General features: G+C 42.4%; 13 protein-coding genes. 3 read left to right on the top strand and 10 right to left on the bottom strand.

Features of this window, described 5'->3' with window-relative positions; genetic code table 11:
* Positions 1 to 366 precede the first annotated feature (366 nt).
* The 7 genes from PN499_RS21350 to PN499_RS21320 all read right to left on the bottom strand — a co-directional run bounded on the left by PN499_RS21350 (position 367) and on the right by PN499_RS21320 (position 4,784).
* A complete protein-coding gene (locus PN499_RS21350) occupies positions 367 to 561 on the bottom strand; it encodes a hypothetical protein (protein WP_272034390.1) in 195 nt (64 codons plus the stop codon).
* Positions 562 to 905: 344 nt separating this feature from the next.
* A complete protein-coding gene (locus PN499_RS21345) occupies positions 906 to 1,031 on the bottom strand; it encodes a hypothetical protein (protein WP_007358518.1) in 126 nt (41 codons plus the stop codon).
* Positions 1,032 to 1,507: 476 nt separating this feature from the next.
* Positions 1,508 to 1,675 carry a photosystem II assembly protein Psb34 gene (gene psb34, locus PN499_RS21340; protein WP_019487245.1) on the bottom strand — a complete coding sequence of 56 codons (168 nt, stop codon included), beginning with the start codon at positions 1,673 to 1,675 and terminating at the stop codon, positions 1,508 to 1,510.
* A 71-nt stretch (positions 1,676 to 1,746) separates the two neighbouring features.
* A complete protein-coding gene (locus PN499_RS21335; protein ID WP_272034388.1) occupies positions 1,747 to 2,577 on the bottom strand; it encodes a thiazole synthase in 831 nt (276 codons plus the stop codon).
* Between the two features lie 47 nt (positions 2,578 to 2,624).
* A complete protein-coding gene (locus PN499_RS21330; RefSeq protein ID WP_272034386.1) occupies positions 2,625 to 2,765 on the bottom strand; it encodes a hypothetical protein in 141 nt (46 codons plus the stop codon).
* Between the two features lie 319 nt (positions 2,766 to 3,084).
* Positions 3,085 to 4,194, bottom strand: coding sequence for a glycine oxidase ThiO (gene thiO / locus PN499_RS21325; RefSeq protein WP_272034384.1), 1,110 nt, complete (start codon positions 4,192 to 4,194; stop codon positions 3,085 to 3,087).
* 251 nt (positions 4,195 to 4,445) lie between these two features.
* Positions 4,446 to 4,784: a 2Fe-2S iron-sulfur cluster-binding protein gene (locus PN499_RS21320; RefSeq protein WP_272034382.1), complete on the bottom strand. Its 339-nt coding sequence runs from the start codon at positions 4,782 to 4,784 to the stop codon at positions 4,446 to 4,448.
* Positions 4,785 to 5,033: 249 nt separating this feature from the next.
* Here PN499_RS21320 and cimA point away from each other — a divergent pair, with 249 nt between their 5' ends.
* The 3 genes from cimA to PN499_RS21305 all read left to right on the top strand — a co-directional run bounded on the left by cimA (position 5,034) and on the right by PN499_RS21305 (position 13,921).
* Positions 5,034 to 6,671, top strand: coding sequence for a citramalate synthase (cimA, locus tag PN499_RS21315; RefSeq protein ID WP_272034380.1), 1,638 nt, complete (start codon positions 5,034 to 5,036; stop codon positions 6,669 to 6,671).
* Between the two features lie 473 nt (positions 6,672 to 7,144).
* Positions 7,145 to 11,719, top strand: a complete 4,575-nt coding sequence (locus PN499_RS21310) for a PAS domain S-box protein (protein ID WP_272034378.1) — start codon at positions 7,145 to 7,147, stop codon at positions 11,717 to 11,719.
* Between the two features lie 42 nt (positions 11,720 to 11,761).
* Positions 11,762 to 13,921, top strand: a complete 2,160-nt coding sequence (locus tag PN499_RS21305; RefSeq protein ID WP_272034376.1) for a pentapeptide repeat-containing protein — start codon at positions 11,762 to 11,764, stop codon at positions 13,919 to 13,921.
* Positions 13,922 to 14,052: 131 nt separating this feature from the next.
* On the opposite strand, the gene PN499_RS21300 is transcribed toward PN499_RS21305, so the two are convergent.
* The 3 genes from PN499_RS21300 to PN499_RS21290 form a co-directional block, all read right to left on the bottom strand.
* Positions 14,053 to 16,977, bottom strand: coding sequence for a TonB-dependent receptor domain-containing protein (locus PN499_RS21300; RefSeq protein WP_272034374.1), 2,925 nt, complete (start codon positions 16,975 to 16,977; stop codon positions 14,053 to 14,055).
* A 681-nt stretch (positions 16,978 to 17,658) separates the two neighbouring features.
* On the bottom strand, positions 17,659 to 19,869 hold the full coding sequence (locus tag PN499_RS21295) for a peptidase domain-containing ABC transporter (RefSeq protein ID WP_272034372.1): 2,211 nt from the start codon (positions 19,867 to 19,869) through the stop codon (positions 17,659 to 17,661).
* A 343-nt stretch (positions 19,870 to 20,212) separates the two neighbouring features.
* Positions 20,213 to 20,416: a hypothetical protein gene (locus tag PN499_RS21290; RefSeq protein ID WP_019487251.1), complete on the bottom strand. Its 204-nt coding sequence runs from the start codon at positions 20,414 to 20,416 to the stop codon at positions 20,213 to 20,215.
* Positions 20,417 to 20,678 lie beyond the last annotated feature (262 nt).

Genomic DNA, 20,678 nt, shown 5'->3' with positions numbered 1-20,678 from the left:
AAATATAGTTATTTTCTGTTTTAATTGGTAATTGGTAATTGGTAATTGGTAATTGGTAATTGGTAATTGGTAATTGGTAATTGGTAATTGGTATTTGCTAAACGTAAGGTGGGCGCTCGCCGCAAAAATCTTGTAACTGATGGCTAATATAGTTTCGGCGAGCGCCCACCCTACTGTTGCATTGTAATTGTAATTATTAATTGTTTATTTTTATCCAACTTGATTTTTCCCTGACTACCGATCGGGTTCAACATCAACCCTCAAATTTTAACCGTACTAACCCTTAACCACCCAATCCTAAGCAATTAGGAGACAGAGCGGTAGCTTTATATTAATATAAATATATTTGAGAATAATTCAAATAATTTAAGCAGCTACAGTTTCGATATGAGATTCAATGTGCTTTTCAAAAGATTTGATGCTAATATTGGCAACAAACCTATATTTCCCCGAATCTATTTCCTTCTTTTCCTCCTGATTAACTACAACCCACTTACCCGTTTTAGGGTCGCGATAAGTTGTGAATGGATTAGACTTTAATGGTTTCTCGCAAGGCTTCATAATTTTTACCTCGATTCCTAGTTGAGAGCAATTTTTAGAAGTAGAACGTTATATTTTTAATAATCGCTTATTTGCTTTCGCTACTGCTGCGACACTTATCATAAACTTAAGTGATATTAATCCGTTATTTATGTGATTTATACCCATTCATAGAGTGACGAAAATCACATCTACAAATATAATTATATAGCCAGAAAAAAGCAGCCGATTAGGACTGCATCTAGGAGAAAACCTTGATATTAAAATTGGGTAAAAATTGCGAATTAGTAATAGACAATCCTGACACCTATAAATCGCCTATTTGTTAAAAATGTCAGGGAATTTGTTAGCCAACAAGTAAGTAGTTAGGCTAATCGCATCAAAATCTCTAAGGTGCTGATTTGTTGTATTTTGTGTTGAGTTGTTTTGTTTTGAGGTACTAGAGTAAAGCGAATTGCGGTAGTTTGGGCGGGGTAGATGATTAATTCCATGATGGCTGCTCCTGAACTTTATGTTTTAAATTTACCCCCTTGTTCAGCAGCAAATACTTAGAAGCGTGTCAGTATCTTAACTTGTACATTGATTGTCCGGCTTAGGGGGTGAAGCCATTAGGTAGAACTCTAAGCCTTACGCAGCAAGTAAAAAACATCCTATTGGCAGTGCAGTCAGAACAGGCTCGAGAGTAGGACAGTTGAGCAACTGGCACTCCCAAATCTATAGCAGGAGGCAGGAGGCAGGAGGAAAATACAATACTAGAAAGGGTTTGGGCGATCGAGAATGTCCTAACCGTACCCTTCTTCCGTCTTCCCTAGCCCCTAGCCCCTAGTCCCTCTTAAACCGCCTTGGCGGTTGCTATATTTGGTTTGAGTGGCACACAAAAACCATGTTTCCAAACGGACGGAAACATGGTTTTTTAAGGAATTATTTAAAATTGCACTTCTCAACAGTCTTAAACTACGATCTTAATTTAGACAGTGGAGGCAACGAAGATTAGAACGCCTACTAGAACTGCGCCTACGATCGCTTGGATGATGTAGTTCCGCTGTTGACTCTTGTTTGGAGCCTCAGCTTGGTACATCTTCGGTTCTTTCGCAAAGTTGTTCAGTCGTCCACCTTCTTCTTCGATATAGGGCATGAGTAAAAATCCTTAGTTCTTGATATCCCTCAACTTTAACAAAAATGTGTACAGCAGAGGGATTTTTTCGCTTACTTAGAGGCGATCGTACCAGTGAGGGGGGAAGAGGCGATCGCGTAATCTTTAACTGGCATTCTGCCCGCTAAGTAGGCCAAACGCCCTGCTTCTGCGGCCATTCCCATCGCTTTCGCCATTGCGGGGGCATTTTTTGCTAATGCGATCGCAGAATTAATCAGCAACGCCTGAGCCCCCATCTCCATCGCCAAAGCCGCCTCACTTGGGGCTCCAATTCCCGCATCCACTACCACAGGAACCTTCACTGTGTCAATAATTATCTGAATGTTCGCAGCATTTTTTATCCCCTGTCCCGAACCAATTGGGGAACCCAAAGGCATCACCGTCACGCAGCCAACTTCTTCTAAACGTTTTGCCAATAATGGGTCAGCATTAATGTATGGTAATACGGCAAAACCTTCTTTCACCAATTGCTCTGCTGCTTCTAGCGTACCGATCGGATCTGGCAGTAGATATTTAGCATCAGGAATCACTTCCAATTTAACAAAATTATTGTCTTCTTGACCCAGAAGTTTTGCCATTTCTCGCCCTAGTCGCGCTACTCGAATTGCATCTTCAGCAGTTTGACAACCCGCCGTATTTGGCAACATCCAAATTTTACTCCAATCTAAGGCCTCTGCCAATCCTTCATGTCCAGGTGCTTTAGTTTGTACTCGCCGCACTGCTACAGTCACAATTTCACAACCAGAAGCAGCGATACTTTGCTGCATTTCCTCAATACTGCGATATTTGCCAGTACCCGTCATTAAGCGAGATTTAAAAGTTTTTCCTGCAATAATTAGGGGATTGTCAAGGGTTGGCGTGATTGATTTTTCTAATGTTTGCATTCGTCCATTTCCTCTTTTTAAACTGGTGAACCTGTGCTAACAGATTCTTATACATCACCAAAAATAGCGTACTCGATCGCCTGCTCCCATTGTTCTCTACCACCGAGCATTTTTTCAAGCTGCCATCCTTCTTCAATGGATAACTCATTGCGAGTTACTGCATAAATAATTTGTCCTAAAATTATCAACTTAGCATTGCGGGCATATTATTTTGCAAGCCTTGCTGTATAATCTCTTCAAAATCCTTGAAAGTGCTTTCCATTGTTCCACTCTTCCCTAGTAATTGTTTAAATTCTAGCACTATTAGACACAAAAACTAATTTGTGATTTTTTTGGGCTGTATCCCAAAATAAAGCTTGTGTAATGCCATCATTAATTTTACGAACATCATTACTACAGTTAATGTTGATTAGGACTTACAGCATTTCTTCTGTAACGCCGCCCTCTAGGCGGTTTCTTGACCGCCCAGAGCGCCGCGTTACGAGCAATATTTAGCTTTAGCCCTATTTAATGATGAGGCGCACCACTGTCAGCAAATCGTGAATAGTGAAAATGACTGAGTAACGGATCTGATTTGTGCTGCTCAATCCAATCTGCAATCATTATAGCAGTTACTGGAGCCAATAATATACCGTTGCGGTAATGACCAGTTGCTAATGTTAGATTATCCCAAGCACTAGAACCAAGAATCGGCAATTCATCAGGTGTTGCCGGGCGAAATCCCCACCAAAACTCTTGAATTAGATAGTGTTGTAATTCAGGATAAAGCCGGATAGCTCTGCTTAGTAAAGCTTGGATTCCCCAAGGTGTATTACCAGGAGTGAAATTTACGTTTTCGCTAGTTGCTCCAATGATAATTTGACCATCTTTACGCGGAACGATGTAACTTTCATCACCAAATAAAACCATCTGAAGCCGCTGAATGATAGGAGTAGTTTCTGGTGGGGGACATACTGAAAGCATTTGTCCCTTTTTAGGATAAACAGGTACGGGTAATAACTGATTTGACCAAGCACCTGTTGCTAAAATGTAATGATTAGCTTGTAATTCTCCGCTGGATGTTTTAACTCCTAAAACTTTAGTCCCACTCCGAATTATTTCTTCTACCCTTTCTTGGGAGATGTCAATTTTTAATTCCTTGGCTGCTATCTGGAGTGTCTGAAATAAAGCACGGTTATCGACTTGAGCATCGTTAGGATACCACCAGCCACCAATTATTTCATCACTTAATCCAGGTTGGTGTTGATGAATGGCATCTTTGTCTAACCATTGACTGTTAAGTGTTAACTTTTTGTTGTAATTTACTTCCTGTTGTTCATAAACTGGTGATAAAATTCCACAAGGCCAGTATCCAGTTTTTAATCCAGTAATTGTTTCTAGTTTACTAATCCATTCTGGGTATAACGCCCGACTTTGCAGACACAAATCCAGCATTGGACTTGGGGGGATATTTTCAGCTTGCGGTGCTAGCATTCCAGCAGCAGCAGTTGCAGCCGCTTGGTGTAATTCGCTGCTGAGAATAGTGACTTGAGCCCCTCGCAATTTTAATTCTATGGCTAGCGAGAGACCAATTATGCCACCACCAATAATTAGAATGTCAGTAAGTATTTCGCCCAAAATTTCCTCAAAAAAGTTATGATAATCTATGTAAAATGATGCGACCAAGGGTAAAGAGGACTTACGCGCTCCGACCAAAGAAACTGGATTTTCGATCGAATCTGGGATGTTCTAACGAAGTATTTTCGTGAAAAACTCTTGGTTGAGCGAAGTCGCAACCCGGTTTCTGAGCCCATGAGCGTAAGTCCAGTAAATTTCAAGAGATTTTTTGCTGAGCTACACACCTTGTCGAATCTCCCTAAGATCTAAGTCTATCCTTGGGCTGTCCACACGGTGTCAGAACCTTGGCCCCATAAGCCGTCATATTTTGTCACCTTAATGTCACCTAAAACTTGAGTTTGGCAGGATAAGCGGCGATTAGACGTGGGAGAATGAGGAGGGAGTGAGAGTCGGGCTTTTTCGCGCCAAGAGGGTTCGGAAACTTCTCCCTCTACCTCGACGGCGCAAGTACCGCAGGTACCGAGTCCGTGACAGTTGACGATCGCAGCCTTGCCATTGTAGACGGCGATGTCATTTTTTAGTAACACCTGACGCAGATTAGCTCCGCGATCGCACTCTATCGTTTTCCCTTGAGCTCGTACTGTTACCATACAGATTCACCAAAATAGGTCTATATGTTAATTTTCCTACATTTTGTTACAGTTATTTAAAATATGGCTAATGGCTAATGGCTATAGGAGTTACGCAAAGAAACTGGGTTTTTATGAAAAATCAAGATTTGAAAACTAGAGATATAAGAAGAAACCCGGTTTCCGACCTCAGTTAACAACCAACAACTAACAGTTAACAGTTAACAGTTAACAACTAACAACCAACAACTAACAACTAACAACTATCCAATGACACAAAATACTTCTAACAAACTGTGGATATACGATACTACTCTGCGAGACGGAGCTCAGCGAGAAGGCTTATCCCTTTCTCTTGAAGATAAACTACGAATTGCCCATCAGTTAGACGCTTTAGGAATTCCCTTCATTGAAGGCGGATGGCCGGGGGCAAATCCTAAAGACGTACAATTTTTCTGGCGGCTAAAAGAACAACCACTGACTCAAGCAGAAGTTGTTGCATTTTGCTCTACTAGAAGACCCGGAACAAAGGCCTCTGAAGATGAATTATTCCAGCCAATTCTATCCGCAGGTACGCGCTGGGTAACGATTTTTGGCAAATCTTGGGATCTTCACGTTACTGAAGGTCTAAAAACTACTTTAGAAGAAAATTTGGCGATGATTCAGGACTCCATCGAGTTCCTTCGCTCTCAAGGTCGTCGCGTTATTTACGATGCCGAACACTGGTTTGATGGCTATAAACATAATCCTAATTATGCTCTTAAAACCTTACGAGCAGCGGCTTTAGCTGGTGCCGAATGGCTCGTACTCTGCGATACCAATGGCGGTACTTTACCCGATGAAGTTAGCTCCGTTGTAGAGAATGTTGTCAAGGCTTTCCCGGAACTAGGGATTGAAGAAGATTTCGATCAAGGCAAAATCCAATTAGGAATTCACACTCACAATGACTCAGGAGTTGCTGTTGCTAATGCTTTAGCGGCTGTGAGATCGGGAGCGCGAATGGTGCAGGGAACTATTAACGGTTACGGGGAACGCTGCGGGAATGCTAATCTCTGCTCGTTAATTCCTAATTTTCAGCTAAAAATGGGTTATTCTTGTATTCAAAACGAGCAACTGAAAAAACTAACTCAAGCTAGCCGTTGGATTAGTGAAATTGTCAATCTTGCTCCAGACGATCACGCACCTTTTGTAGGTCTTTCTGCCTTTGCACATAAAGGTGGAATTCATGTTTCTGCTGTTGAACGTAACCCTCTAACTTATGAGCATATTCAGCCAGAACAAGTAGGTAATTTGCGACGGATCGTGATTTCCGATCAGGCGGGTTTAAGTAATGTTTTAGCTAAAGCTCGTAGTTTTGGGATTGAACTTGACCGTAAAAATCCCGCTTGTCGCCAAATTTTAGACCGTTTGAAAGAGTTAGAAAATCAGGGTTATCAATTTGAGAGTGCTGAGGCTTCTTTTGAGTTGCTAATGCGCCAAGCTTTGGGAAAACGGCCCCTCTTATTTGAAATTAAAGGCTTTCAAGTTCACTGCGATAAGGGGGTGGGAGATGTTGTCAATTCCTTGGCTACGGTTAAAGTTGCTGTTAAGGGTGAAGATATTTTGGCGGCGGCTGAGGGAAATGGCCCGGTTTCGGCTTTAGATGCGGCTTTGCGTAAGGCGCTGACGAATTTTTACCCTGCGATCGCACAATTTCACCTCGCAGATTATAAAGTCCGGATTCTTGATGGCGGTGCAGGTACATCTGCTAAAACCCGTGTTTTAGTCGAGTCTAGTAATGGTCAAACTCGCTGGATGACTGTAGGGGTGTCTACGAATATCCTTGATGCTTCCTATCTGGCTGTAGTTGAGGGTCTGGAGTATGGTTTGCTGTTGGACAATCAGGCGATCGCTTGCCATACGACATGATCGGGGAGATGGGGGAGCAACTTAATTAATTAAAAATTAAAAATGCGAAATTAAAAAAATGCAAAATTAAAAATTGTGAAATTGAATTTTTAATTTTTAATTTTTAATTTTTAATTGATCGGAGATGGGGAGGATGGGAGATTTATCTCTGTTTTTCCTATTCTGTTCCTGATTTCTCAATTATTATTCACTTAGGAATTAGCAATTAACAGGATATGTCTTTATTTAACTGAAAAACCCTATAATCAGGGATTACCATTTTTACTGTCATCTACAATTGGTAATCTTAGATTAAAAATTAAAAATAGCCCCTTGTGATGCCATTTTTAATTTTTAATTTTTAATTTTTAATTTTTCTAAGTACACCAAAGGGTGCAACTTTTCCTACATTTACGTTCAAAGAAGAGTAGAAGAGGAGAGCAAGAGAATTTCTCCTTGTTCCTTGTTTCTTGTTCCTTTGGCTAAGGTCTATCATGTTGACTTATCCTCCAATTCAGGCTATCGATCGCCATCCCTTAACTGCGTCGCCTTCCACGCTGACTCAAACGGCGATCGCGATGATGGCTCAAACTCAAGCTAGTTGTGTTTTGGTCGTAGAACCAGTAGGAGAGGATTGGAAATTACTAGGAATATTCACGGAAGGGGATGCCGTGCGAATAGCGGCGGCTGGATTGGTAGAATCTACTCTGGCAATTGTACTCGATCGAACTATAGTTACTATTAAAGAATCGCAATTGCCAGATATTTCTGCGGTACTTAACTTGATGGCTAGCCATCAAATTTGTCATTTGCCAATACTAGATGATGCAGGTTTTTTGGTAGGTGCGATCGAACAATCAAATTTACTGAAGCTTTTAGTTTCCGAAGAATATTTAACTGCCAAAGAGACTCAGCGCCAAAGTGAAGAACACAATTTTTTAATATTAAATGCTCTCCCCGATTTAATATTCAGAGTTAGCGCCGATGGTACTTATTTAGATATTAAAGCCGGAAAGAATGAAGATTTACTGTTGCCTGCTCAAGAATTAATCGGAAAAAATATCGTCGCAGTGTTGCCATCGGCAATAGCTACTAGATCGATGGAATTAATACAGCAAGCACTGGTCACAGCTCAACAGCAAAGTTTTGAATATGAGCTAATAGTTAATAATAATAAGCGCCATTTTGAGGCAAGAATTTTAGCCAGTAATGAAGCCGAAGTTTTGATCGTAATCCGCAATATTACAGAGCGGAAGCAGGCAGAGTTGGAGCGGGATCGCTTTTTTACTATCGATATTGATTTACTTTGCATCGCTGGGAGAGATGGCTATTTCAAACGGGTAAATTCAGCTTTTGAAAAAACTCTGGGATACAGCATAGAAGAATTACTAAAAACGCCTTTTATTGAATTAGTTCACCCTGAAGATATAACTAGAACCATTGCAGAAGTAGAAAAATTAATGAATGGGATTGTGAATGCACGCTTTGAGAACCGCTACCGCTGTAAAGATGGTTCATATAAGTGGCTTTCGTGGAATTCTACACCTTTTATAGAAGAAGGATTGATTTATGCGATCGCGCGAGATATTACTGATAGTAAACAAGTTCAGGATGTCATTACTGAAGAAAGAGAACGGTTTCGGCAAATGGCAGAAACTATCGATCAAGTCTTTTGGATGACCGATCCCCAGAAAAATCAGTTTCTCTACGTTAGTCCCGGTTTTGAGCAAATTTGGGGAATTACTTGTTTAGAAGTTTATGAAAATCCGCAATTGTTTTTTGAGTTCATTCATCCCGAAGATCGCGATCGCGCTATCGGCGCAGTAGAAACACAGATTCAGGGTGAATACGATCGAGAATACCGGATTATCAGGCGGGATGGGTCGGTGCGCTGGATTCACGATCGCGCTTTTCCGATTAGAAATTCCTTGGGAGAAGTCTACCGCATTGTCGGGGTTGCAGATGATATTACCGATCGCCACTATGCCAAAGTAGCTTTATACGAACGCGAACAACAATTTCGCGTTACCTTTGAACAGGCAGCAGTTGGCATCGCTCATGGAGGTTTAGACGGTGAAATGCTGCTGGTTAATCAAAAATATTGCGATATTTTGGGGTATCCCCATGAAGAAATGATAACCAAGAGTTACCTGGAAATTACCCACCCAGATGACCTCCATCTTGACAATGATTATATGCGACAGTTAATCGCAGGCGAAATCCCATATTTTTCGCTGGAAAAGCGCTACATTCGCAAAGATGGGAGTTGTGTCTGGGCGAATCTAACTGTGTCATTATTACGATCGCCCGATGGTACGCCACAATACAATATGGCCGTCATTGAAGATATTAGCGATCGCAAACAAGCCGAAGCTGCTTTGCAAGCAAGCGAAGAACGTTGGCAATTAGCACTTAAAGGTAGTAATGATGGTATTTGGGATTGGGAGATAAAAACTGGTGAAGTATTTTACTCCCCGCGCTGGAATGAGATATTAGAAGATCCAGACGGTGCGATCGCTAACAACTTAGACGAATGGTCAAACCGCGTCCATCCTGATGATATTGATTCAGTTCGGAGCGCGATCGCCGACCACTTTGCCAAAAAAACATCCTTTTACATCACAGAACACCGCATACAGTGCAAAAACGGTAATTATAAATGGATTCTACACCGAGGTCGCGCTACCTGGGACGAAGCCGGAAACCCATTAAGAATGGTAGGTTCCGCCACTGACATCACTGATCGTAAACAAGCCGAACAACAGCGCAGCGAATTAATCGCCTCACTCCAAGAAGCCAGAGATGCCGCAGAAGCCGCAACTCGCGCTAAGAGCGAATTCTTAGCCAATATGAGCCACGAAATCCGTACCCCCATGAACGCCGTCATCGGCATGACCAGCTTACTACTAGACACGCCACTAACCCCCGAACAGCGCGATTTTGTCGAAACAGTACGCACTAGCGGCGACGCACTACTGGCACTGATTAACGATATTCTCGACTTCTCCAAAATTGAAGCCGGTAAGTTGGAATTAGAAGAGCAACCCTTTGACCTTCGCGACTGCATCGAAGCCTCGCTTGATTTACTTGCTCCCAAAGCCGCTGAAAAAGGTTTAGACCTAGCCTACATCATTGACGGCGACGTTCCCAGCACCATCGTGGGAGACATCAGCCGACTGCGCCAAATCTTAGTTAATTTGCTCAGCAACGCCGTGAAATTCACAGCAAAAGGCGAGGTAGTGGTTTCTGTAACTGCCAGAAATGGGGGATCTCTTGAGCGGGGGAGCGGGGGAGCGGGGGAGATGGGGAGCGAGGGATCTCTTGAGCGGGGGAGAATTACTGACTCTTTTGACTCAAAACCGCGAAATGCTGCCGATCGCGAAGTGTTGCCAGGAACAAAGCAAACTGAAACTATCTCTCAAAACTGCGTTGGCGAAGCCTACTCACAGAATTTGCCGTTGCACTCCCAACGAAACAATTTCAACAGTTCCCATCCCTCTAGCTTCTACGAAATTCACTTCGCCGTCAAAGATACTGGGATTGGTATTCCTGCGGAGAAAATGAACAGACTATTTCACTCCTTTTCTCAAGTAGATGCCTCTACCACCAGACAATACGGCGGTACTGGTTTGGGATTAGCGATCAGCAAACGCCTATGCGAAATTATGGGTGGGACAATGTGGGTTGAAAGTGGCAACGCAGAAGGAGGGGGGGAGCAGGGGAGCACAGGAGCAGAGGAGAGATTTCCGTCTTCTATCTCCCCCGCTCCCTCGCTCAAGAGCTCCCCATCTCCCCAAGGTTCCACATTTCATTTCACGATCGAAGCATCCGAGGCCCCCAGTCAGCGGCGGCTGTACCTCAGTGGCGTACAACCGCAACTAAATGGTAAGCGGGTGCTGATTGTCGATGACAATGCGACTAATCGGCAGATTTTGCGGCTGCAAACTCAGAAGTGGGGAATGATTTCCCAGGAAGCGGCTAGCGGTGTCGAGGCCCTCGCTCGTTTGAGTGAGTCAGAACTCTATGACTTGGCAATTCTGGACGTGCAAATGCCTCAAATGGACGGCCTGACTTTGATCTCGGAAATTCAGAAATCTGAGCAGGTGAGGCGGATGCCGATCGTGCTGTTAACTTCCATCAATTGCACGGTGGCGAATGCTGCGGCTGTCTGCTTAACGAAACCGATTAAACCTTCTCAACTTTATGAAGTATTACTGAGTGTTTTAACGGGGCAAATTCGAGTCCGAGAGAGCGATCGCACACCTTCTCTAACTTTAAATCCAACGCCTTCGGCGCTGAGGATTTTGCTAGCAGAGGACAATGTGGTGAATCAGAAAGTCGCACTACGAATTCTGGAACGATTAGGCTACCGCGCTGATGTGGCGAACAATGGTTTAGAAGCGCTGGAAGCTCTGCAACGCAAAACTTATGATACTGTGTTGATGGATGTGCAGATGCCAGAGATGGATGGTTTGGAAACTGCTCGTTACATTAATCAGCATTGGCCAATTCAACGGCGACCTCGAATTATTGCGATGACTGCGAACGCGATGCAGGGCGATCGCGAAAAATGTTTGGAAGCTGGTATGGATGATTATATCAGTAAACCTATTCAGTTTACCGAACTAATCCAAGCTTTATCTCAGTGTCAATCCCTTGGCGGTTTCCCGGCTCAAATTGGTGTAAATTCGACATTAGAGGCGATCGATCGTAAACTTTTACAGTCACTTTTTCCGATTGATAACCAAGATGATTTAGATTTTTTAAATGATGTAATTGATAGCTATTTAGCCGATACTCCTAAACAATTACAAGCTTTGCACGAAGCTGCATCCCATACTGATGCGATCGCCTTGCAACGAACTGCTCACACTCTTAAGTCTACCAGCAGTAACTTTGGTGCTAGAACTCTCTCAGAACTTTGCAAAGCCTTAGAGTCTAAGGCGGGAGCTACCACTCAAGGTAATAACGCGGGTGCATCTCTAGAAATGCAGGAGATGGTATCACAAATTGAAGCCGAATACGAAAGAGTAAAGGACGCTCTTTCAAATTTAGATCTTCAGTGGTAAGTTTTATGGCAAAATGAATGGCAAAGTGGAGCATCTAAAAAAATGACTGTTGAACCGGAAATCAAAAATGGCCCAGTCCTTACAAAAACTGAAATAGTTGTACAGCAAGAAGATGGAGAATTAAAACTTAAAGAGAATTTGCAGATATTACTCGATAGCTTTAATCGAATCGCTACTATTTCCGACTCTGTTGAGCAGGAGTATGCAATCAATAAAGAAGCGAAAATTTTGGACATTCCACCGGAGAGCTACCGTCGGATGTTTGAAAATTATAGCAAGCCCAAAAAAGCTCCATCAAAGTTTGACCATGTAATCAAACCAGTATCCATCGCTGATAAGAAAGTTGGAGATTTTATTGCGTGGTTTCAAAGTATATCTATTTTTAAATTAACCACAGTTTTTAGCCAAATCACTCTTTTGATAGCGATGCTATCATTTTTTATAGATGCTCCCCGGCGACACCAGCAAGTTATCAATGAAGCTCAGCGAGTCGTTCAATATGCTAAAGAAAAGGCATATTCTAAAGCAAGAATAGATGCTTTAAGGGAATTGAATAAAGATTGCGTAAGCCTCACAGGAGTGAATGCAGTTAAGGCAGAATTGAAGGGAATTGAACTCAATAATTGCTATGTATACCCAGAACTTAGGGAAATTTTTAGTCATTGGCCGCCGCTATTTTTTAAATATCAAGGATTTGACCTTTCCTATGCAAATCTTCAAGGCGCTAATCTGGAAGGAGCTAATCTCAAAAGTATAGATCTCCGAGGAGCGAATTTAGAAGGCGTTAACTTGGTGGGAGCGAATTTGGAAGGTGCTAATTTGGCAGGAGCAAATCTGCAAGGTGCTAAACTTTGGAGAGCAAATCTGGAAGGTGCTAATTTAGAAAATAGCAATCTCCAGAACAGCGGTCTTGGTAGAGCAAATCTTCGATTAGCTAATTTTAAACTAGCTAATTTGAGTGGTGCTAAGATTTATTGGAGCAATATCCAGGGAGCTAAATTTTTTAGAAGCAATCTTCAGGGAGCCAATTTTAGCAGATCTAACCTTCAAGGAGCTGACTTATATAAGGCTAACCTCCAAGGAGCTTCTTTGCGCCATACTGACCTTCGAGAGGGTACTAATCTCCGGGAAGCTAAACTCAATGGTGCGGATTTTAGAGAAACAAAATTTTGGTCAATTTATCAACTTAAAAGAGGAAAAAATTGGGAACAAGCCTTCAAAGATCTGAACTGGGAAATGCAAGTCACACAAAAGCCGCAAGAAACTTTCCAAATTGGGTTAATAAAAGGTACTAAGGGAAGTCTGTTTATATCATACCAGAAAGGCATGGAAAAAGCGGCAGCAGATGGGAAAATTAAAATTGTTGCTATAGATTCGGACACTGGGGTTGAGATAGAAGCTGAAGCTATTAGAAAATTAGTTACTGATGGAACTGATGCGATTGTGCTCTCACCAGAAGATTCTAAAGATTCTAAGACAGCGATTCAAGAAGCCTACGAGTCTGGGGTTGCAGTTGTGACAGTTGGGGCTTGTCTGAATGAAGCAGATGCTAATAGATACGTTTTTGCTTGTTATAGCAGCGATCGCTACCATATGGGCTACGACTCAGGTGATTATTTAGCAAAATGGATAGAGAAAAAAATGTCGGGAAAGGAGGTGAATATCGGTCTATTAGATAGTAGTTCTAATGATAATTTTTACCCAAGTCTTCAGGGTTTCTATGCCGCAATGAAAGCATCTAATATCCGCTGGAATGAGGTAGCTTCTACTAATGCAGCAGTGAGGTCGGCTGTGCCAGAAGTAAAAAGACTGCTGGAAGAGAATCCAACAATTAATATTCTCTGGGGAGGTTCTAACGCTGCTACTGATGTCGCTCTTCAAGCAGTGGAGGAGTTGAATTTAGACGGTAAGGTGTTTGTATTTGGAATGTCAAATTTGACTGAGGATAAAGCGGAGCTATTGCTCAACCCTAACCGCCCGTTGGAGTTAATTATCGACCAGTCTGGGCGGAAGGTTGGCTATGAGGCTGCTAAGACTGCGATTGCAGTTCTGAATGGGAATGTCACGGGTTACAAATTCCACTTAGTACAACATCGGATCTTTAAACAGGATGACAACGAAAGCGTTCGCCAGTCCTTAAATGCCATTGAAAAATCTAGCGAGAGTGTTAACAATGTAGCAGGACATATAGCTAACGACTAGGGGCTAGGGATTAGGGAAACAAGGAAGTAGAATTAAGAGCTTCACCGTCCGCGTCAGCCGAACGGTTTTAGGAACTCAGAATGTTTTAACCGCCTTGTTATTTGCTATAATTAAACCTTCTACTTATTGCTTTACCATGTAAAGCGGTAGTTAACACTGATGGTTCTGCCTCTAGCAGTAAAATTGCTAGAATCTGCAAAACCCCCAATGTATTGCGAAGTGGCAGTAGAATATTGATTGTTAAGCAAATTCTCAATACCAACAATGAGAGTTCCTGGCCCTAACTTCAGAGTGCTAATGTAGTCAACTACTAAATAACTTTCAATTGGGATAGATTCTACTCCATCATTGAAAGCGCGATCGCGATCGCCTACATACAACACTTGCAATCTATTCCCCCAGCTAGAAGTCGTTTGATGTTCCACATAAGCTGTCAGTTTCAATGGTGAAATATCAAAACTGCTGATTGCTAAATATTTGCCATTGGGATCGAGTTTCTCCTCACCTTCGGTATAACTCACAGTTCCGCCAAGTTGCCAACCTTCTGATGGTTGCCAATCAATAGCAGCTTCTATTCCGTAGTCGCGCCTCGGTGCACGGACAAGGCGACCAGATTTAGTTGGATCGTCAAAAACTACGCTTCCTCCTAATTCCGATTTACTGTAAAATACAGAGAGAGAACCTTGTACGCTCTGCCACTCACCACGTATTCCTATTTCGTAGTTGTTAACTTTGATTGGCTCAGTTAATTCTAAGTCATTGCCAAAATCAAAATTATCGGGAGGTCTCCTCAACAGGCGGGCAATATCTGGGACAGAAAAGCCTTGAGAAAAGTTGGTAAATAAGCTAAAATCTGGAGTGACTTTGAAGACAACACCGCCATTAAAAACCGTGCCGTTAAGGTTCCGGCTACCCCCGCCGATGTTATTATCGTCAGCATTTATGTAGGTAGGAACGGTAACTCTAAATCGATCGTGGCGTAGACCACCGCTTAATATCAAACGGTTGCTAATATTCCACTGTGCTTGAGCAAAAAGTCCTAAGCTTTCAATATTGAAAACTGGAGAAACAGTGCGATCTCTAATTTTTTTCAAAACGCGAGAACCGTTGTTATCAAACTCTTCTTTGTCGAAGTAATCGTTAGTTTCCGAAATATCTTCGCTGGAGTAGTCTGCTCCCCAAAGCAAACTCGCTGTTTCAAATAGCGGCGTTTCTATTTGCAGCCGCCCTCCAAATCGCTCTGACATTTGCACGGAACGTAATAATGGGAATTCGTTTTCCGGCTCGAAGGCGCGAACGTCAAAAAATGCTCCCCTACTTTCAGTGCTGCGGTAGTATGCTTGGAATCCTAATTGACTACCAAATAAGTTTTGATTAGTGTAATTGAGAGTAGCGGCAGAACTGACATTTCCCGGGCCAGAAGTGTCGATAAATCTTAGCCTTCCGACTTCTAAAGCACGTGCTTTTTGCCGACCTGGAAGAGTGTCAACTATGGGATCGGAAATAAAACTGTAGTTTTGCGGGTCGTAAAAATGATTGAACGTTACCTGCAAGCGTTGCTCTTCAGTGAGATCGACACCCACTTTCCCTAAAATATTAATGCTGCGGCTGTTGGATGCACCGGAATCAAATAGGGGAATGCGATCGCCCCGTGCATCAAAAAAGTCACCCGTTGTTGAGAGCCCGAAACTCGCTAGGTAGTCAAAATTACCTTCTCTGCCCGCAATTGACTGTTGAAGGTTATAGCCAAAACTGTCACTTGGATGCGTTAAAGAGGCGTTAACGCCAACTTGACTGGTAGCTGTAAATCTTTGGGTGGCTCTGCGAGTAATAATGTTGATGACACCCCCAGTTGCTCCGTCACCGTAAATGGCGCTAGGCCCTCTAACAACTTCGATGCGCTCAACTGCGCTGGGGTCAATTGTTCTCCAATCTCTAATAAAACCTGTGGTAAAATTCCCACTCATGGGAACACCATCGATCAAAATTAAAGGGGGGCGACCTCGCAATGTGGGGCCATATTGTTGCTCTCTAGGTGGTGTTAATCCCGGAACAGATTTGCCGAGAATATCTTGTAAATCTCTGGCTGTTGCTGCCTGTTCCTGAATTTGTTCGCGATTGATGACTGTTACGGAGCGGGATACGTTTAAAGTGGTTTCTTCTGTGCGCGTGGCAGTGACGACGATTGAAATTTCTTGGGGATCGGCTGGGATGAGGCTGAAAACTAAACCGCGATCGCTATTTACTACTTGTCCGGAAGGTACTGCTGTTTCTCCCGTAACCCTCACCTCGATCCGATTAGCATCTAACTGAGTTACTGTGACTAAACTAATTCCTTGATTTGGATTCTCAGCACGAAATTCGCTGCCTTCTGGTAATACCAGTTGGGCATTAGAAATTTCAGCAATCAGGCTATTGCCGTCTGTCCTCGTAACGGCTTGTAAAATTTGCCCTTCTTTTGTTTCTAAGATGACTTCTAAACCTGTAGCAGTTGGATTTAGCTGCACACCACTTACTTGTACAAGGGATTGAGAGATTTGTACAGGACGATCCCGGCCTGTAAACGTTGGTGTCGATCGCTGAAATAGATCGTTAACACGGGTTTTAGGGCGCTCGATTTCATTTAGTCGCGGAATTTCTGTTGTTGGTAATGGTGTTTCTGCTGCTAATGCGGCTTCGGGATGCTCTACTTCGGAATTCTCTACTTTGGGATTCTCTACGTCCGAGATCTCCAGTGCCCAATCGGAATTTAGTTTCTGATTTTCGCTATCTACCAGTATTTTTCCTTGAAACTTCCCAGTTCTAAGTTGAGATTTATCTAAGATTTGTGGTTCTGGTGGTGTTTGTTTTGCGATCGCCACCAATGGTCGATCTTCCTCTAACTCGCGATTTATTGCCAGAGGTGAGAGTGTCTGCTGTGCGATCGCGGATTTAGTTTCACTTGGATCTAAGTCAGTACCCTCAGAGAAATCTTTTGGCATCGTCGCAGCGACTGGCATGATGCCAATACTGAGCAGCGCTAGGCAGAAAAACGGTACACGCAGTTTTTTGTTCACATCACACACCTAAATAGTTGAGGTGCTACGCCATCTTTAAGAGTGAAGGGGGGATTGAACTGCACTCCCCTCACTCTTACTCTGCCTTTCCCCAAGTCAGCCTAGGAAACTCATGCAGAAATTCAGCCGGTGGACAACAGGCTCTAGAAGTAATGGTCGCAGTTTCAATTTGTTTTCCTCCCACAATTGAGGTGGTGGTCAACAACCCAGTAACTTATCACTAATTATTTGCAGTAGCTTAGTCAAAATAAAACAACCTGGATCGCAATGTCAAGTAAATCCTCAAAATTTTTATTGAAAATTACTATCAACTTTTGATGTAAACTACGCCTGTGGGCTCTCTGCCAAAAAACGCAGTCTCAGCAGTGCGATGCTTTGCCCAGTAATTGGTAATAATGTCAATATGAGCTATTTTTCGCAGTAAAACTTATATAAACTCAAGTATATCTTTAAAAATTATTATCAATTACTACTTGCCAAGAGAGAGAATGTAGTTTTTAAGTAATTTGAGCTAATTAAGAACTAATATTAATAAGCTCTGACAAGAATTGTAGAAGCCATCCCCCGTGGTTGCCCTGGTAGATGGAGCAGGGGGCACGGAGGTACGACCTTTACAAAATCCTGATTTTCCTGAGAGTGAAACAGCCGCCTTTTCCCAAAGCAGGGGGACAAAAATCTTAGTTAAGGATTTAAAAAATCCAAATGTTCGCCAGGGAGCGATCGCAACTTCTCCACCGATCCTTCCAGCTTCAAGCGACCTCGATCTAACATCACAATCCAATCAGCTCGATTAATCACTCTCGGCCTGTGGCTAATCAAAATCGTAGTTTTCCCCCAGCGGTGCAGTAATAACTGTTCGAGCACTTGAGTTTCAGTCGCGGGATCTAGCCCAGCAGTAGATTCATCTAAAATCAAAATTGGTGGGTTGTTGACAATGGCGCGTGCGATCGCTAATCTTTGCCGCTGACCCCCAGAAATATTCGCGCCAAATTCCCCCAAAATAGTTTGATATTTCTCAGGTAATTTGCTAATAAATTCATCAGCACCCGCAATTTTACAAGCTTTAACAATCTCTTCAAAGGGAACCTCTGGATTTCCTAAACGGAAATTTTCTAAAATAGACCTGCTCCAAAAATGTGCTTCTTGAGGAACTAAAACCACCTGCTTTCTAAGACAATCGAGAGAAAGGTCTTGCAAATTATAAATACCGATTCTAATATTACCAGATTGCAAAGGATACAAGCCAGCAATAATTTTAGCTAAGGTACTTTTTCCACAACCAGAAGGGCCAATCAAAGCAATCGCTTGACCACCTGGTAAAGTAACAGAGAAATCTTCTAGCAGGTCAATTCTACCAGGGTAGTGAAAATTAATACTACTACAAACAATATTATGGCGATTGGCAATTTCTACAAAAGGTTTATCAGCGTCACCTTGGGTTTCTGGCGTAGCATCGATCACTTCCGCTAAGCGACTTGTCGCAGTCTGAACGCGGGTAATTTCATCAGCAAATCCGACTAATGTATTCACCCACGCTGTCACATTTTGATTCATGCTGATAAAAGCTAGCAATTGACCAATACTCAATTCCTTATTAATCACTAATCCGCTGCCTAGCCACAGCAACCCAATACTACCTGAACCACTCACAAATCCCGAAAAAATATTATTGATAATCCCAATTTGCATAGTACGAAAAGTAAGATTTGCTAGACGACCAAAGCGGCTTTGTAATTCTTCCCAAAATTGTTGAGTGCTGCTAGTAGTTTTCAGAGTTAAAGCACCCTTAAAAGTTTCGACCATCACACCTTGCGTTTCAGCTTCTAAAACCAATAAACTACGAGTTTTTTGTCTGAGGATGGGGAGAAAAGCTAGAGTTGATAATGTCATTAAAACTGCTACGATCGTAGCCGCAAAGGTGAGCTGTACGCTATACATGAGCATAAAAGCTAAGGAAACTATAGCCATAAAAAATTGGCTAGGTAAACTCACCAATACTTCCGAAGCCAATTGATTAATTTCTTGGATATCGTTTAATCTACTAATAATTTCTCCACTGCGTCTAGATTCATAGAAACTTAAAGGCAATCGCAGAAACTTGCGTCCGAATTCCATCACTAATCCTAGTTCTAGGCGTTGGGAAAAGTGGGCAATTAAATTTGACTGTACTAATTCTAAGCTGCTACTGAAAATGTTCATAATGACAACTGCGATCGCGACACTAGCCAGCAGTTGAGTATCGCCGCGAACGAGGACATCATCAGTGAGAATTTGAATCAGAAAAGGTGAAGCAATGGAAAGTAAACCTAAGACAATGTTCAGTATTAATGCTTCAATTAAAACTTTACGATAAGTCCAAGTTCGCCTTAGCCACCTTTGTAGAGAACTTGCCGACTGCTGGTCATAATTATGGGCAAAAAATCTATCTGGATCTGGTTCAAGGAGCAAGCAAACCCAATCTGTCCAACCTTCGATTAACTCTTGTTTAGAAATGTAGCGGATTCCTACTGCGGGATCGGCGATCGCATATTTTTTCCCCTGCTTACCATACAAAACTATCCAGTGAGTACCATACCAGTGAATAATTGCTGGTAAAGGTGCTCCATCGAGCTGGTCTAAAATAGTAGGTGCTGCTCGTACAGATCGCGCATTAAAACCAATAGTCTCAGCTCCCTGTTTTAGACCTAATAAAGTCGTTCCTTGTTGACCAGTTCCTACGGCTTCTCGTAGGCGGCTAATTGGGAAGATTCTACCATAATATTTAGCAACAGAAGCAAGACAAGCGGCTCCACAATCTTCTTCACTTTGCTGTAGAACAACTTGATATTTCATAAAACGATTTACTTGCCCGTAGGAGGGCGTACCCTGGAAAAATGGAATCAGGTCTAACATTTATAATTGGTAATTGGTAATTGGTAATTGGTAATTGGTAATTGTTAACTGTTAACTGTTAACTGGTAATTTACGTTTAATTATTAGGACTTATGCAGGTCGTCCCAGAAACCGGGTTTTTTGACGAAAATACTTCGTTGTTACCCACAGATTCTCTCAAAAACCCGGTTTCTTTGGTTGGGTGCGTAAGTTCTATATGTTTTACCGATTTTCACTAACGACGAACAACTAACCACTAACCACTAACCATTACCTATTACCCATTACCCAATCAGAAAAAAGCACCTATAAAATTACAGGCGCTTTATCCAATTCACAATTTCAATACCGCCAATCTCGAACTTTAACGGTATCTCACAACCACCATTGTTCTATATGCTCGTTCCCGGCGCGGATAGTACATATAATGCTGGCGCGGGTTCTGGTTCCTATTGTAAGCAGGGCGCTCAGAATTAGAGTATCGACAGTTGCCATAAGCACCGTTAATGGTGGCAGATTCTTCAGCAGTCAGTTCTGTAAACAGCGAGTCGTTTTGAGCTTCTTGCATGATTTATTTCCTTTGGTTTGATTGTCTGAAAAATTAGTAGTTAGAACTCACGCATTTTTACGAAAAGATGTCATTGCAAGCCAAGAATTGCAATTCTCATGATATTGCTTCTATGTACTCGCAATGACAAGCAATATTTGCGTAAGTCTTAGTAGTAATACCGCACGACTGCACTAAATGTAATCGTGCCTCTGCTGCGCCTGTAGTTGTGACGGCGGGAGTATTCCTCCTGATACTGGCGGCGACGGGGATACTGATAGAT

Origin of the sequence: Kamptonema animale CS-326, from assembly GCF_028330895.1 — a bacterium.
Taxonomy (GTDB): Bacteria; Cyanobacteriota; Cyanobacteriia; order Cyanobacteriales; family Microcoleaceae; genus Kamptonema; species Kamptonema formosum.
Note: the sequence above shows the minus strand (reverse complement) of the source record. Positions and strands in the feature narration are given on the sequence as shown.